This window comes from Amycolatopsis sp. NPDC114484, assembly GCF_055633755.1.
On sequence record NZ_JBVKDQ010000015.1, the window covers coordinates 231,410 to 247,260 of the forward strand.

Consider the following 15,851-nt stretch of genomic DNA (forward strand, 5'->3'; position numbering starts at 1 on the left):
ACGCCGGTAGCACCCGGCGCGAGGGGACGCTACCGGGGGAGCAGCCGAAGACGGCTCCGCGGACCGACGATTCCGGGGCGCTGACCTTCCTAGCTTTCCCTTGTGCGCCAAGAGAAAAAGATTGTCCTCGGGCTGGCGGCGGCGATCGCCGCGCTGACCGGGATCGCCGTCGTCCGCTGGCTCGGCGGCGCGCCGCTCGGGGTGGACAGCGCGGTGTACCGCGCCGGTGCGCTGGCCGTGCTGCGCGGACAGCCGCTCTACGAGCCCTTGCTCGCGCTGGACCCGAGGTCCGTGCTGGAACTGCCGTTCACGTATCCGCCGAGCGCGGTGTTGCTGTTCCTGCCGCTGGCGGTGCTCCCGGCGCACTTCGCGTGGTTGCTGCTCGCGGTCGGCTCGGTGTTCGCGCTGTGGTCGGTGACGCGCCGGTTCGCCCGCGAACGACCGTTGCTGACGCTCTGTCTCCTGCCGGTCCTGGAACCTGTGTGGCGGATGATTTCGCTGGGCCAGATCAACGGCGTGCTGATGGCCATGGTGGTGCTGGACGCGCTGCCGGTCCGCGACCGCAGAACCGGCGGGATGCTGATCGGACTGGCCGCGGCGGTGAAGCTGACTCCGCTGATTTTCGTTCCGCACCTGTTCCTGACCGGCCGTCGTGCCGACGCGTGGCGCGCGCTGGCGACCTTCGCCGGGGTGAGCGCGGCCGGGGCGCTGGTCCTGCCGGGCGACTCGATCCGGTACTGGACCTCGGCGGTGCTGGACAACCGCAATGCGGAAACCGTCGACTGGGTGCTCGACCAGTCCCTGCACGGGATGTTCGCGCGGTTCGGCGCGACCTCGCTCGGCTGGTACGCGGCGTCGGCCGCGCTGTGCCTGGCGGCGGGTGCGTTGCTGGTCCGCGAGTTCCACCGGCGCGGCGATCCGCGAGCCGCGCTGCTCGTGACGGCTGGGTGCGGCCTGCTGGTGAGCCCGCTTTCCTGGACGCACCATTGGATTTGGGCCGTGCCGCTGGTCGGATTTCTCGTGACCAGGCGGGCTGCGCTGGTGTGTGCCGGAGCGGTTTTCACCGGCGTCGCGCTGGCTGTGGTTCCCGAGGGCGGGCACCGGGAGCTGTCCTGGAATCCGGTCGAGGCGGTGTTCGGCAACGCCTATGTGCTGAGTGCGTTGACCGCGGGTGCAGTCCTTACTGTCCGGATGCTGGTCCGGCCGTCCGTTCGGCACCGCGCGGAGCGGCCAGGACGGCTAGCGCGACGAGTTCGGTGAGCGCCATCCCGCGTTCGACGAGGCCCAGCGGGATGAGCAGCCACCAGTGCTGGTCAGTCAACGCGGCGACCGCGACCGCGCCGAGGATCACCGCGAACCAGGCGAGGGACGCCACGGCGAGCGCACGGGCGAGGAGTCGGCGGCGCGGCGAGTCCGGAAAGGCCGGGCGCGCTGAGACGAGCACTGCGAGCGGAAGGCAGATGAAGGCGACGACGCTGGCGATCCGGTGCAGCGTGCCGCCCGCGCCGGTCGCCGCCGCGTTGGCCCAGTCGGTCTTCGGGAACGCGACGATCACCAGCAATCCGGCTGTCCAGAACGCTCCGAACACTGCCGCGAGGCCTGGCAGCCGTCCTTGCCGCCGCAGCACGGCGAACGCGACCGCCGAACCGGCCGCGACGAGCACGACAGCCAGGTCGAACACCCATTTGTGTTCCGACAGCCCGTATTCGCTGATGGTCCGCCGGGTCGCGCTGATCTCGTCGGTGGGTGGCACCACCTGCAACAGCAGCATCAGCACGGCGCCGAGAGCGAGCGCGGCGATCCCGGCCAGCGCGGGGCGGCGGCCTGCCGGCAAGGTCGTCATGCACTCAGCGTGACACGTGCCGGATATGTCCCCGGTGAGTCAGGCAGCCCGGCCGGACCCGGTGACCTGCGCGCGCACCGTGCGCAGCGCGTTGTGGTCCACAGTGGACGGTTCGGCGGACAGCCAGCCGCCGACCTCGTGCAGGAACTGCTCCGGCGTCATCGGCGGAGCCGGTTCGCCGTCCGGTTCGGCAGTGGTGACCTCGCCGTCACGGCTGGGGTACACGATCATCGCTCCGCGCAGCGCGACGCCGGGCAGCAGCTCGCGGTAGCGGTCCAGGCTTTCTTCCAGCTGGGTGCCGCCGCCGCGGAACGGGCGGCCGTTGCGCAGCAGCCGTCCGTCCTCGGCGGTTTCGTAATGCCCGGGCAGCCACAGCTTCGACTCGACCAGCACCAGGCGTTTCCCGCACAGCACCGCGTGGTCGACGTCGGCGAACACCGAACCGGGCCAGGCGAGACCGTGGAAGATGCGCGCGCCGGGCAACCGGGTGAGATACCGCTCCAGCAGGTCGGCGGTGAGCCGTTCGGCCAGCTCGTCGGCCTCGTCGCCGGGGGAACCGAACACCGCGCTGCCACCGAATTCCTCGGCGAACTCGTGCCGGGCGCGGCGGGCGGAGAGGAAGCCTCGGGCGAGCCGGTGCACGAGCAGCGCGGTGCCCGCGGTGAGCGCGAGCCAGACGATCAGCACCGGCGGCGTGAAGTCGACCCCGGCGAGCAGCGGCAACAGCACCAGCACGGCGCCGGCGATCGCCGCGACGACCGGCGTGTGCCCCGGCCCGCGCCGCCGCCCGTGCCGCATGCGAGGGTCGGCCGCGGCGAACGACCACCACTCCAGGCTTTCCGGATCGATGTCCGGCGCTTCCGGCCGGTAGCCGGGCTGCTCGCCGAACCGCCGCCGCGGCCGGGGTTTGGGCACCGAGGCGGCCGGGACGCCGGCGTCGTAGCGAGCGCGTTCGTTGGGGTCGGCGAGGGTGTCGTAGGCCTCGCGCAAGAGCTGGAACGTGCCGACCGTGCCGCCCGCGTCCGGGTGCAGCGTCTTGGCCAGCCGGCGGTAGGCGGCCTTGATCTCCGTGGGGGACGCGGTTTTGCCCACGCCGAGTACCGCGTAGTAGTCGGGCACGGTTCGGGTTCCACCTCCGGACGGCTGCTCGCGCAACGATATGGGGTCGCGGGGGAGGGGTGCCATCCGCCTCCGCGGCGCGCCGGAGTGAACGTGTTTCCGCAGCGAGTCCGTTGCGTCAATGCTTGCGAAGCAGCCGGTACCCCAGTTCGGCCCGGTGCGCGAGATGCCCGGCGGACAACGGGACCAACCGGAGGCGCTCGGTGCGCAAGATCGGTTGGGACGTCAGGCGAACACGCTAGCCCCGCGCCAGCCACTCGTCGCGGCCGACGGCGTACTCGACCGCGTGCAGGTCGTCGCCCGGCGCGAAGTACTCGGGGTCGGCGATGAAGTCCCGGACGTGCCGGAGCCCGATCGAGGCCATCGTCGCCTGGGAAGCTTGATTGAGGGCTGCCGTCCTGGCGTAGACGCGGTCGAGGCCGACGTCGCGGAATCCGTGCCGGAGCATCTCCCGCGCTCCCTCCTTGCCGAGTCCCTTGCGCCAGTACCCGCGAAGCAGCCGGTAGCCCAATTCGGCCTCTCCCGGGGACTCGCCGGGGCGCAGCGACCAGAAACCGGCGAAAGCGGCGTCGACGAAGCCAGTCCAGCAACCGATCCCGCGACCGGCGTACGCGAGGGTTCGCCGGAGCTCGTCGACTGACTGCTCCCGGGTCTGCGCACCGGCCAGATAGCGCATCACCTCGGGGTCGGCGGAGAGTTCGGCCAGGTGCTCGAGATGTCCGGCGGACAACGGGACCAGCCGGAGGCGCTCGGTGTGCAGAATCGGTTGGGACATCAGGCGAACGCTCCCGGATCGGCAGACGACGGCAAGCAGTCTGGCAGTCGCGCGGTCCGCCCGTCAGCCGATTTTCCGCTCGTCCGCGCGCGGTGCCTCCCGGTCAGCGGCGCCCTCCGGACGGAGCGCCCGTTCCCGCCGGGACGCGCCCCCTCCGCCGAGCCCGCGCCCCATCGTTCCCTTCTCCCACTCCCGCACCGGTTTCGGCAACTTTCCGGACGCAGCCCTTCCCCACCCCGTTCATTCTATGTTAAGAAGCTTTACTAACTATTGGATGGAGGCACGACGTGAGCTCACCCACGCGCCCGGGGGACTCCGCGACCCTTCCGGGGAACGGTCTCGAACGCCGGATCGGGCCGCTGCAGGCGACCGCGATCAACATGACGCAGATGTGCGGGATCGGCCCGTTCGTCACCATCCCCGCGATGGTCGCGACCATGGGCGGCCCGCAGGCGATGTTCGGCTGGATCATCGGCGCGATCATCGCGCTCGCCGACGGGCTGGTGTGGGCCGAACTGGGGGCCGCGCTGCCCGGGGCCGGCGGGACCTACATCTACCTGCGCGAAGCGTTCCAGTACCGCTCCGGGCGGCTGATGCCGTTCCTCTTCGCCTGGAGCGCGGTGCTGTTCATCCCGCTCATCATGTCCACCGGCATCATCGGACTGGTCCAGTACCTGGGCTATCTCGTGCCGGGCGTGACCGACGCGGGCGGCGTCACCCCGCTGGGCAAGGTCATCGGCATCGGCCTCGTCGTGCTGATCGTGCTGGCGCTGTTCCGCCGGATCGGCCAGATCAGCAAGCTCACCACCGCGCTGTTCCTGATCATGCTGTTCGCCGTTTTCGCGGTGATCATCGCGGCCTTCACGCACTTCGACGCGCACCAGGCGTTCGCCTTCACCCCGGGAGCCTTCAGCTGGGACGGCTCGTTGTGGTCCGGTCTCGGCGCCGGCCTGGTCATCGCCGTCTACGACTACCTCGGCTACAACACGAGCGCGTATCTCGGCGGAGAGGTCCGGAATCCGGGCCGCACGCTCCCGCGCTCGATCATCTTCTCCATCCTCGGCATCATGGCGCTCTACTTCCTGCTTCAGGTCGGCGTTCTCGGCTCGCAGCCGCTGGAGTCGATCAAGAACGCGACGTCGGTGGCGTCGTCGGTGCTGGAGCAGGCGTGGGGTTCGGCGGCCGCCAAGATCGTCACCGTCTTCATCGTGATCGCCGCGGTCGGTTCGGTGTTCGCCGGTCTGCTCGGCGGGTCCCGGGTGCCGTTCGAAGCCGCGCGCGACAAGGTGTTCCTGCCGGTGTTCGGCAAACTGCACCCGAAGCTGAACCTCCCGACCGCGGGCGTGCTCGCGATGGGCGCGATCACGGCGATCGGTTCGCTGTTCACCTTGACCGACGTGATCAACGCGGCGGTCACGGTGCTGGTGATCATCCAGTCTCTGGCGCAGGTCGCGGCGATCTGGGCGCTGCGGCGTCGGCAGCCGCATCTCAAGCGTCCCTACCGGCAGGTGCTGTACCCGGTGCCGACGATCATCGCGCTTCTCGGGTGGGTTTACGTCTTCTATTCCGCGACCGCGTTGTCGAAGTGGCTGACGGCGGCCTGGATCGTCCTCGGGGTTGTCGCCTTCCTGATCTATGCCTCGAAGGAAAAGGTGTGGCCGTTCGGTCCCAAGGAAATCCGCGAGACGTTCGCGTCCCAGCCCGCGGGGGTGGAGTCGTGAGGAAACCGCTGATCGCCGGGATCGCCGCGCTGGTCCTTGTCCCCGGTTTGGTGTCGACCACTGCTTCCGCGCAGCAGCCGGAAACGGCGACGGCCTCCCGTCCGCAGGGCCAGTCGACGATCGGGCTCGACGGCTGGCAGGTGCTGACGACCGCGCAGGTCAAGGACGGCGGCCCGGCGGTGTCGGGGCCCGGCTATCCGACCCGCGGCTGGCTGAAGGTGCAGCCGGACGACGCGGGCGCGCCGGGCACCGAGATCACCGCGCTGGTGCAAAACGGCAAGTGCCCGAACGCGTATTACTCCGACAACATGCGCAAATGCTTCGGCTACCAGGCGAAGCGCGGGCCGGTCACCACGAAGCAGTTCATGGACCCGTGGTGGTTCCGCACCGATTTCGACCCCGGTTTCCGTCCGGGCAAGAACGCGAAACTGACCATCCCGGGCGTCGTCGGCGAGGGCGACGTGTGGGTGAACGGCACGCTCGTCGCGGGCAAAGACGTGGTGAGCGGCGCGTACGCGGGCCACACCTTCGACGTCACGAAACTTCTGCGGCCGGGCAAGAACACGCTCGCGGTCAAGATGTACCCGAACGACCCGAATTCGATGTACACGCTCGACCAGGCCGACTGGGCGCAGATCGTGCCGGACAACAACACCGGCCTGCAGTTCCCGCCGACGCTGCAGCTGTCGGACGCGCTGAGCGGCGACAACGCGCACGTCGTGCAGGACAACGCGGCGGATCTGTCGACGTCCTCGCTGACCGCGAAGGTCGACGTCACCAACGACGCGGGCACGCCGCAGACCGGCGAGGTCGCCGCGACGGTCACGCCGGGCCGCGGCGCGCCGATCGTGGTGAAGCAGAACGTCACGATTCCCGCGCACGCCAAGCAAACCGTGACGTTCACGCCCGCGAAGTTCCCGCAGTTGAAGATCGTCAAGCCGCAAGTGTGGTGGCCGTACTCGATGGGTGCACAGCCGTTGTACACCTTGGGTACGACAGTTTCGCAGGGCGGAGTGGTGTCGACGTCGTCCTCGGAGACGTTCGGGATCCGGACGGTGACGTCGAAGCTGATCGGCAAGTCGCCGGCACTGCCGGACGGCGCGCGGAAGTTCGCCGTCAACGGTCGCGACTTCGTGTTCCGCGGCGGCGGTTTCGCGCCGGACCTGTTCCTGCGCTACGACAAGGCCGACATCGCGCATCAGCTCGCGCTGATCAAGAACCTGGGCCTGTCCGGCGTCCGGCTCGAAGGCCACGACATGCCCGCGGACTTCTACGAGCAGGCCGACCGCGCCGGACTGCTGGTGCTCGGCGGATTCCTCTGCTGCGACGCCTGGCAGCCGGAACATCCGGAGAAACTGACCGAGCGCGACTACCGGATCATGCACGACTCCGCGTACTCGATCGCGCGGGCCGAACGCAGCCACCCCAGCGTGATCACCTACGGCTGGAGCGACAACGAGCCGATCGCGCGGCAGGAAACCGAGACGCTGAGCGCGTTCAAGGCAGCCGATTGGGACGTGCCGGTGATCGCGTCGGCGGAGTACAAGAGCACGAAGACGCTCGGCCCGTCGGGGGAGAAGGAAGGCCCCTACGACTGGGTCCCGCCGACCTATTGGTACGACTCGTCGACCTTCGACAAGACCGACCCGAGCCGTACGAACGCGGGCGGCGCCTGGGGTTTCGCCAGCGAGCAGAGTGCCGGGCACACCGTGCCGACCCTGGATTCGATCCGGCGGTTCCTGTCGCCGGAGGAGCAGGCGAAGCTGTGGCAGGACCCGGCGTACAACCAGTACCACGCGAACTACGAGTCCGGGCACGGCGGCTACAAGTTCGGCACGCTGTACACCTTGGACGAATCGATCGCCCGCCGGTACGGAAAATGGGATTCGCTGGAGTCCTATGTGGAGTCCGCGCAGATCGCGAACTACGAGAACACCCGTTCCCAGTTCGAGGCGTTCCTCGCGCATTCCAAGGACAAGAAGAACCCGTCGACCGGCGTCGTGTACTGGCAGCTGAACAAGGGCTGGCCGACGCTGCTGTGGTCGCTGTACAACAACGACGGCGATCAGCCGGGGGCGTACTTCGGCGCGCAGAAGGCGAACAAGCCGCTGCACGCGCTGTACGCCTATGACACCGGCACGGTCGCGCTGGACAACCTCGGCGCCGCGCGGCAGAACGGGATTTCCTTGCAGGCCAAGGTGTATGACACCGCGGGCAAGGTTCTCGACGACCAGACCGCGCCGGCGGTGTCGCTGGACAGCCAGGGTGTCGCGACCGGATTGCTGAAGCCGAAGGTCCCGGCGGAGACGAAGGCGCCGGCGAAGGCGCAGGTGTATTTCGTGGAGCTGCAGGTGCGGCAGGCCGGGAAGGTCGTGGACCGGAACGTCTACTGGATGTCGACGCAGAAGGACGTCGTGGACTGGGCCAAGACGCTGCAGAACCCGCAGGCGACGATGAGCCAGTACGGCGACCTGACCGCACTTCGCGACCTGCCGAAGTCGCAGGTCGACGTGACCGCGTCGACCCGCCCCTCGCGCGGGCCGGACGGCGCGGACACCGCGACGACGGTCACGGTCGCCAACACGTCTAAGACCTCCGCGGTCAGTTTCTTCCTGCGGGCGGACCTCCGGCGCTCCACCGACGGGTCCCAGCTGCCAGCCGCGACCTGGGACGACAACGACATCACGTTGTGGCCGGGCCAGTCGCAGACGCTGACCGTCCGCTACCGGGCCGCCGACCTCCACGGCGCCCGGCCGACCGTCAGCGTCGACGGGTTCAACACCGGCCGGGTCGTGGTACCGGCCGGTCCGCACCGGGACAGCCAGGGCGCTGTCCCGCCGGTCATCGAGGGGACCCGCGAGTGACATCGGACGACCTGATCCTGGGCATCGACTTCGGCGGCACGAAAGTGGCGCTGGGGCTGTCCGACCGGACCGGCACGCTGCTGGCGACCCGCCGCCTGGACACCGACGCCGAAGCGGGCGCCGAACAGGTGGTCACCCGGGCCTTGGCCGCGGCGGCCGAGCTGGTCGCCGATGCCCGGATCGCCGCGATCGGGGTCGTGAGCCCCGGAATCGTGCTGCCGGACCGGATCCTGCTGGCCCCGAACGTGCCCGGCTGGGAAGAACTCCACCTGGCCGAGCTGGTGTCGGCGGCCTTCCCCGCGGTGCCGGTCGCGGTCGGCACCGACGCGAAAGCCGCCGCCCTGGCCGAATGGACGTGGGGCACCCTGGCGGGCGCCGACCCCGCGGTGTTTCTCTCGCTAGGCACCGGCATCGCCGCCGCGGTCCTGGTCGGCGGCCGCCTGCTGACCGGCGCCAACGGGGCGGCCGGGGAGATCGGATACAACCTGCGCACCCCCCAAGACACCGACGGATTCGCCAGCGGAGCGGCGCCGCTGGAGGAAGCCGTCGGAGGCCGGTGGCTGGGCACGCGGGCGACCGCGCTGCTCGGCCGCCCGGTCACGGCGGGGGAGTTGTTCGCGCTGGCGCGGGAAAATACGGAGGCCAAGGAACTCGTCGCTTCGGCGCTGGACGAGCTTTCCATGCACGTGGCCAACTTGGCGATCGCCTTCGACCCTTCGCGGATCGCGGTCGGGGGCGGGTTGGTTCGGTCGGCTGATGTGCTGCTGCCTGCTTTGCAGGAGCGACTGGCGGCGGCCGTGCCGTTCCCGCCGGAGCTGGTGCCTGCGCGGTTCGACCAGGACGCAGCGTTGCTGGGCGCGGTGGCGTTGGCGTTGCGGGAAGAGTGAGACTCCGTGACCGGCGGGGTTGTTCGGACGCTTCGCCGGTCACGGGTACCAATCCGGTGGAACTGCTGGCCGCGTCCAGCAGTTCCACCGCCGCCTCGACGATGCGCTCCCGAGAGAGCGCCTCCATCCGCGTTGCTGCTTCGCTCGTGAGCGCGGTTGGGTTTTCGGGATTTTGGCGGGTGCCCTACTTCTTCTTCGCGGGCTGTGCTGGGTCGGTTGTTCTTGTTCTCCTGCTTCGGTTTGCTGCCTGATCCCCATGCGCATGCCGGTCCCGCCGTTGCTCGCGCGGTTCGGCCACCAGCCGCGTCACCCGTGAACTCGCGCTTCCTTCCCGCCATCCCTCCGGCTATTGCTCGCCGTTTCCTGCGCTCGGCGCGTTCGGCCCGGCCGGAGCTCCGGCTGAACCGATCTCGCGCATCCCTTGGTCTGGTCGTGGGTCGCGCGGATGGCGGCCCGCCGGGCTTTCCCGCCCTCGCGCCGTCCGGCCGTTAGCCGTGCCAGATCTCGTCTCGCACCCCTCCTCGCTGGCTTCCGTCACCGCGCCACTCATCCCTCCCTGGCCCCCTGACCAGCCAAAACGCCCCGCTAGATCCAACCTGGCACCATCGCGCACCGATCTGGCGCCCAAGAAGTGTGGACGAGAAGCTGCGGGTGGCCGTGCTCGTCGCCAGCACCCGGGAGGGCCGGGTCGGCGGCGAGATCGGCCGATGGTTCGCCGAGCGGGCCGCCGGGCACGGCGGGGTGGTGCTCGACGTGCTCGACCTCGCGACGTTCGCGATCCCGGCCCGGCTGCCCGCCGAGCCGACGGCCGCCATGGCCGGGTTCGCGAAGCGGATCGCGGTGGCCGAGGCGTATGTCGTGGTCACGCCCGAGTACAACCGCAGCTTCCCGGCGTCGCTGAAGCAGGCGATCGACTGCGCGTACGAGGAGTGGCGGGCCAAACCGGTCGGCTTCGTCTCCTACGGCTACCGCGCGGGCGGCCGCTACGCGGTGGAGCACCTCCGGGACGTCTTCACCGAACTGCACACGGCGACGGTGCGGGATTCGGTGTGTCTCGACCTGCTCGAGCACGAATGCGGCGACCCCGGCGCGGGTCCGCACGGAGAATCCGCGGGCCACGCGGCCTCTGCTCTACTGGACGAACTGATCTGGTGGGGCCTGGCACTGCGCGAGGGCCGGCGCGCGCGGCCGTATCGCGGATGAGGAACTGAGGGGAAAGGACAGACATGAGCAACGCAGCCGGGGGACCGGCGATCGAGACTTCCGGGCTCGTCAAAGTGTTCGGCGAGACCCGGGCGGTGGACGGGGTCGACCTCGTGGTGCCCGCCGGAACCGTGTACGGCGTCCTGGGGCCCAACGGCGCGGGCAAAACCACCACCGTCCGGATGCTCGCCACGTTGTCCCGCCCGGACGGCGGCGAAGCGCGGGTGTTCGGCCACGACGTGGTGCGCGAAGCAGACGCCGTGCGCAGCCGGGTGAGCCTCACCGGCCAGTACGCGTCGGTCGACGAAGACCTGACAGGGCAAGAGAATCTGGTGCTGCTGGGCCGGCTCCTGGGGCACCGCAGCGCCGCCGCGCGTGATCGAGCGGCTCAGCTGCTCGCGGCGTTCGGGCTCACCGAAGCCGCGCGCCGGCAGGTCAAGAACTACTCCGGCGGCATGCGCAGGCGGCTCGACATCGCCGCGAGCATCCTCAACACGCCGGACCTGCTGTTCCTCGACGAGCCGACCACCGGCCTCGATCCGCGCAGCCGCAACCAGGTGTGGGACATCGTCCGCGCGATCGTCGCGCAGGGCACCACCGTCCTGCTCACCACGCAGTACCTCGACGAGGCCGACCAGCTGGCGTCGCGGATCGCGGTGATCGACCACGGCCGCGTCATCGCCGAGGGCACCAAGGGCGAGCTGAAGGCCTCGGTCGGGGTCGGCGCCGTCCACTTGCGACTGCGGGACGCCGACCAGCGCGCGACCGCCGCCGAAGTGCTGGAACGCGCGCTTTCCGCCACCGTGCAACTGGATCACGACCCGGTCGCGATCACCGCCCGGCTGTCGTCGGACGCGCACGAGGCCGCCGCCGACCGCGCGTCGCGGGCTCTCGCGGAACTCGCGAAGGCCGGCGTCATCGTCGACACGTTCTCGCTCGGCCAGCCCAGCCTCGACGAGGTTTTCCTGGCCCTCACCGACCGCACAGCCACCGAGGAGGCGGCGTGACCACCGTCAAGGAACCCGATCTCGACCTCGCGGCCCCGAAACCGGACGAACTGGCCGCGGTCCTGCTCGCCACCGAACGACCGCCGCGGCCGAGCGCGCTGTCCGCGTCGTTCTCCTTCGGCTGGCGGGCCGTGCTGAAGATCAAGCACGTGCCGGAGCAACTGTTCGACGTCACCGCGTTCCCGATCATGATGACGTTGATGTTCACCTACCTGTTCGGCGGCGCGCTGGCCGGTTCGCCGACGCAGTATCTGCAGTTCTTCCTGCCGGGCATCCTCGCGTCGAGCGTCGTGATGATCACGATGTACACCGGCGTCGCGGTGAACACCGACATCGCGAAGGGCGTGTTCGACCGCTTCCGCACCCTCCCGATCTGGCGGCCCGCCCCGATGGTCGGCTACCTCCTCGGCGACGTGCTGCGATACCTGATCGCGTCCGTGGTGATCATGGTCGTCGGCCTGGTCCTGGGCTTCCGCCCGGACGGCGGGATCGGCGGCGTGGCCGCGGGAGTCCTGCTGCTGCTCGTGTTCTCGTTCGGGCTGTCGTGGGTGTGGACGATGTTCGGGCTGCTGCTGAGGTCCGAGAAATCGGTGATGGGCGTCAGCATGATGGTGATCATGCCGCTGACGTTCCTCAGCAACATCTACGTCGACCCCGCCACCATGCCCGGCTGGCTCCAGGCCGGCGTCTCGGCCAACCCGATCAGCCACCTGGTGACCGCGGTGCGCTCGACGATGTCCGGGGCCTGGGACGGCAGCGCCATCATGTGGACGCTGATCGCGGCGGCGGCGCTGACCGCGGTGTTCGGGACGCTGACAATGCGGCTGTACAACCGGAAATGATCCCTGCGCGGAGGGAGGCCGCCCGGCCGCGAGCCGGACGGCCTCCCGAGCCTGTCGCTGCTTCAGGTCGTAGGGGAGAGCACGTAGGAGAACCGCCGGACCGCCGGGACCCATTGCTGGAACCGGGAAAGAGTGTCGATGCGCAGCGCGGCCGACACGTGAGCAAGGCCGCGATGCAGCTGTCGCCAATCCCGCAGCTCCTTGTCGCAGAGGGTCCCGGCGACCGGGTTCTGCCAGACCTCGCCGTGCCGCCGCGGTGCGCAGTCGGCCACGAACCCGGACCAGGTGGCTTCCGGCGAACGGTGGACGAGGCCGCCGGCGATCGAGCGGTCCGGGTCCGGTGCCGTGTCCAAAGCCTTTTCGAGCACGAGCCCCGGTGCGGTGAGCAGACCGAGCAGCGCCACGACAGCCTGGTAGTCGCCGGGTTCGGTGTTGTCGCCGAGAAAACGCGACGCCTCGGAGAGATCCCGGGTCGCGCGCAGCATCCGGTACAGGTTGAACAGCCGCTTCGCCTCGCGCGGGGTGCTGATCAGCAGGTCCAGGTCGGACAACAGGTCGATCTCCGCGGGCGTGAGCGGACGCGGCGGATCCGCGGCCCGCTCCGGACGGCTCTGACTGTCTACTTCGGACCCTTTTTCGATTGCGGGAAGGACGTCCGGAAGCGTCCGGTCCGGGGAAGGAATCCGCTGGGTCCGCGGCCGCTCCTCGCCCGCCGGCTCCAGCAGCCGGTCGTCGGTCAGCGACCGCAGCAGGCTGCGCAGGCTCCCCTCCGACATGGCGGGCAGCACGAACGGCAGGTTGAGGATCTTCCCGAGATAGTCCTCCGGCGAAGCGAGCCTGCCGTCGTCGAGGGAATCGTCGAGCATCCCGTCGTAGTGGCTCCGCAACGACCGGGTCAGCCACCGCGGGTCGACGCCGACCACCACCACGAACAGTTCCAGGGCGAGCAGCAGGTGCACCGCCTCCAGCACCTCGACCACCTGGCGCGAACTGCACCGGTCGAGGTCGTCGATGTACAGCACGATCCGGTCGATCGGGGTGCCGCCCGAACCGGGGTTGGCCCGCCAGTCGGCCATGAGGTCGACCAGCTGCTCGAAATCCTTGCGGATGGTCGAGATCAGTCCGAGGTCGCGCCGGTAGGAATCGCCGTGCGCGCGATCGGCCAGGAACGCGTAAAGATTGCGGCCCGGCGTCAGCTCGGTCAGCTCCCGGCCGAGTTCGCCGACCCTCGCCACCACCTCTTCCAGCTGGGCCTCGGCGACCCGCTGATCGGTCTCGGCCCTGCGGATCTCCTCGAGCATCCGCACGACCTCAGGCGCGACTGCCCTCGCGCCCCGGTCCACGCCGCGCCGGAGGTCTTCGCTGAGCTCGCGCAACTCCCGGATTCCCGAACGGGCCCGGCTCAGCAGCACGACCCCGGTGCCCGCCACCGCGGCGAACCCGGCACCGACTCCGGCCAGCCATTCCCTCGCGACCGGCGTGGCCGCGGCGACTAAGAAACCAACGAAAAAGATGACGGCAGACGCGATCAGCGCTGCTTTGCCCCAACGCCCCTTCGGCGATCTGCGCAACGCCTCGGCCTCGGACAACGTGCCGCGCAGCTGCTCGACCAGCAGCGCACCCTGCTCGGCCTCGTCCTGGATCCCGAGGCGGCGCCATACTTCCCGGCTGCCGGCCAACGACCGGATCAGAACCTTCGCGGTGTCCTTCCGGCTCAGCGCGGCCTTGTCGACGTCCGCCTGAAGCTTCGCGGCGGTCGCCTGCGCCTGGCGCTTCGCGTCCTCGAGCTCGGTGACCTGGTCGAGCCGTTTGGCGAGTTCCTCGCGCAGTTGCTCGCGGCGCTGCTGCGCATTCGGGCCAGGGCCGGCGAGCTGCCGGAAGATCTCGTCGCCGAGGCTGGCCCACAGGTTGCGGTCCGCGTAGTGCCAGGCGTTGAACCCGATCTGGACGATCTCGCCGCAGTAAGCCGGATTGCCCGAGCCCGCGAGCCGGTCCACCTCGTCCCGCATCAGCCCCATGAAGTAGCTCTTGCCGGACCCCCATTCGCCGAACACCCCGACCGACAGCGGCGGCAGCGTGCTCCGGTCGGCGATCACCGTCGCCAGCATCGACACGTAGGGCGCGACCCCGAGCCGGTCGCGGTCGAGCGGGATGCCGAGCGTCGGATCGACCAGATCGTTCGAGATGCCGCCGGCCAGCTCGACGGCGGAAAACCTCGCGCCCCCTGCCTGTTTCCAGGCCTCGTGGATCGCGTCTTCCGTCTGTTCGGAGTTGCAGACGAAGACAAGACTGCGCAGCCCGCTGGTTTCCTGGAGCGCCCGGACGGCCGCCGGGATCACCACCGCGGCGACCTCCGCCTCCCCGAGCCCGATATCGCCGGTGCCCAGCAGGGGAAACCCGAGCGCGCTCGAATGCGCACTCGCCGCGAACCGAATACCGGCTTCAGTGGCAGTCGCGATCGCAGGCAACGACGGCAGACCGAAGGAACCGTCTTCGTGCGGCGTCACGAGCACGGCGAATCTCAGCGCGCTGGTGCCGCGGAGATCCAGCACGAACGGCCGCTCCGGGACGATCGCGTCGTAGTCGACGGAATCCCAGTCCGCGTCCGGAAACTGCTCTCGAACCGCGCGGCCGAGGCTGCCGAGACTTCCGCCGACGGACACCGCGATGGCATCGATGCCGGACTCCCACGGACGGTTCGTGCGCACCAGATAGCACGAGGTCCCGCCCGCTGAACCGAGATAACCGGAGTCGTTGTGTTTCGGTGTGCCTGCCATACCAGCCTGCGGCCTCCACGACCTCGACGTCGACGCGGACGGCCAGCCTAGCCAAGGCCGCCGCTTCGGCGCTCGGATAGCGCGGTTTCGACTGGGCCTGCGCGGACGGTCCACGCTGCCGCGCCCGTTAGCCGCCGCCGACCGGTCGCGCGGGTTGCCCGCCCCGCGACCCCGGTCCTGCGGCTGGTCAGCCAGGCTGCTCAGACCTCCGCAGGGGCACGGCAGCTTTTGGCGACTCGCTCACGGTGCGGACGTCGCGCTCTCGCTGCTTCGCCGACGGCAACGCTTCCGCAATCGCTCCACCGGCGGCAGGGCGAAGGAACTCAGGTTCCCGCCCGGCCAGTACCGTCGGCAAGACGCCGGTTTGGTGCCGCCGTTCGCCGCCTCAGGTTTCGCGATGCCGCTCGTCGCCTCGGGTTTGGCGAGGCTGTTCGCGACCTCCGGTTCGGCGATGCCGCTCGTCGCCTCGGGTTTGGCGAGGCTGTTCGCGACCTCCGGTTCGGCGATACCGCTCGCCGCCTCGGGTCTGGCGAGGTTGTTCGCCGTCTCGGGTTTCGTGGTGCCACCCGTGACCTCCGGTTTCGCGATGCCGTTCGCCGCGTCCGGTCCTGCGACCTCCGGTTTTGCGACGGCGTTCGCCGCTTCCGCTCCCGCGACGCCACTCGCCGCCTCCGGTTCGGCAACGTCGCTCGCCGTCTCGGGTTCGTGACGCCGCTTGCCACGTCCGGCCCGTGGTGTCGTTCGCCGCCTCCGGTCTCGTGACGCCACTCAGCACCTCCGCGAGGCAATGTGGCGTCGCCCCGGCGCTGCGGG

12 protein-coding genes are annotated in these 15,851 nt (G+C 69.8%); 7 read left to right on the forward strand and 5 right to left on the reverse strand.

Translation table 11 applies throughout. The features are described 5' to 3' along the window. Window positions 1-102 precede the first annotated feature (102 nt). The gene (locus ACZ7SW_RS31825; RefSeq protein WP_470234050.1) at window positions 103-1,260 is read left to right on the forward strand and encodes a glycosyltransferase 87 family protein; all 1,158 of its coding nucleotides are present in this window, start codon (window positions 103-105) and stop codon (window positions 1,258-1,260) included. On the opposite strand, the gene ACZ7SW_RS31830 is transcribed toward ACZ7SW_RS31825, so the two are convergent. The 3 genes from ACZ7SW_RS31830 to ACZ7SW_RS31840 form a co-directional block, all read right to left on the reverse strand. Beyond that, window positions 1,181-1,843 (reverse strand): DUF998 domain-containing protein, encoded by a 663-nt coding sequence (locus tag ACZ7SW_RS31830; RefSeq protein WP_470234051.1) that lies wholly within the window; start codon window positions 1,841-1,843, stop codon window positions 1,181-1,183. The genes ACZ7SW_RS31825 and ACZ7SW_RS31830 overlap by 80 nt on opposite strands. 39 nt (window positions 1,844-1,882) lie before the next feature. Then, on the reverse strand, window positions 1,883-2,962 hold the full coding sequence (locus ACZ7SW_RS31835) for a J domain-containing protein (protein ID WP_470234052.1): 1,080 nt from the start codon (window positions 2,960-2,962) through the stop codon (window positions 1,883-1,885). Between the two features lie 238 nt (window positions 2,963-3,200). Next, window positions 3,201-3,737 (reverse strand): GNAT family N-acetyltransferase, encoded by a 537-nt coding sequence (locus ACZ7SW_RS31840; protein ID WP_470234053.1) that lies wholly within the window; start codon window positions 3,735-3,737, stop codon window positions 3,201-3,203. A 287-nt stretch (window positions 3,738-4,024) separates the two neighbouring features. On the opposite strand from ACZ7SW_RS31840, the gene ACZ7SW_RS31845 reads away from it, so the two are divergent. From ACZ7SW_RS31845 to ACZ7SW_RS31870, 6 genes are all read left to right on the forward strand, one after another. Next, window positions 4,025-5,458: an APC family permease gene (locus tag ACZ7SW_RS31845; protein ID WP_470234054.1), complete on the forward strand. Its 1,434-nt coding sequence runs from the start codon at window positions 4,025-4,027 to the stop codon at window positions 5,456-5,458. Then, the gene (locus ACZ7SW_RS31850; protein ID WP_470234055.1) at window positions 5,455-8,322 is read left to right on the forward strand and encodes a glycoside hydrolase family 2 protein; all 2,868 of its coding nucleotides are present in this window, start codon (window positions 5,455-5,457) and stop codon (window positions 8,320-8,322) included. The genes ACZ7SW_RS31845 and ACZ7SW_RS31850 overlap by 4 nt, the downstream gene beginning before the upstream one ends. Further along, entirely contained in the window at window positions 8,319-9,209 is an 891-nt protein-coding gene (locus ACZ7SW_RS31855) for an ROK family protein (RefSeq protein WP_470234056.1), read from the forward strand. Before ACZ7SW_RS31850 ends, ACZ7SW_RS31855 begins: the two co-directional genes overlap by 4 nt. Window positions 9,210-9,854: 645 nt before the next feature. Further along, entirely contained in the window at window positions 9,855-10,412 is a 558-nt protein-coding gene (locus ACZ7SW_RS31860) for an NADPH-dependent FMN reductase (RefSeq protein ID WP_470234100.1), read from the forward strand. A gap of 23 nt (window positions 10,413-10,435) precedes the next feature. Then, window positions 10,436-11,419 (forward strand): ATP-binding cassette domain-containing protein, encoded by a 984-nt coding sequence (locus ACZ7SW_RS31865; protein ID WP_470234057.1) that lies wholly within the window; start codon window positions 10,436-10,438, stop codon window positions 11,417-11,419. Further along, on the forward strand, window positions 11,416-12,261 hold the full coding sequence (locus tag ACZ7SW_RS31870; RefSeq protein ID WP_470234058.1) for an ABC transporter permease: 846 nt from the start codon (window positions 11,416-11,418) through the stop codon (window positions 12,259-12,261). The genes ACZ7SW_RS31865 and ACZ7SW_RS31870 overlap by 4 nt, the downstream gene beginning before the upstream one ends. A gap of 62 nt (window positions 12,262-12,323) precedes the next feature. Here ACZ7SW_RS31870 and ACZ7SW_RS31875 read toward each other — a convergent pair whose 3' ends face one another. Both ACZ7SW_RS31875 and ACZ7SW_RS31880 read right to left on the reverse strand, forming a co-directional pair. Then, window positions 12,324-15,038, reverse strand: a complete 2,715-nt coding sequence (locus ACZ7SW_RS31875) for a P-loop NTPase fold protein (protein WP_470234059.1) — start codon at window positions 15,036-15,038, stop codon at window positions 12,324-12,326. Between the two features lie 240 nt (window positions 15,039-15,278). Next, window positions 15,279-15,806, reverse strand: coding sequence for a hypothetical protein (locus ACZ7SW_RS31880; protein WP_470234060.1), 528 nt, complete (start codon window positions 15,804-15,806; stop codon window positions 15,279-15,281). Window positions 15,807-15,851: the final 45 nt, after the last annotated feature.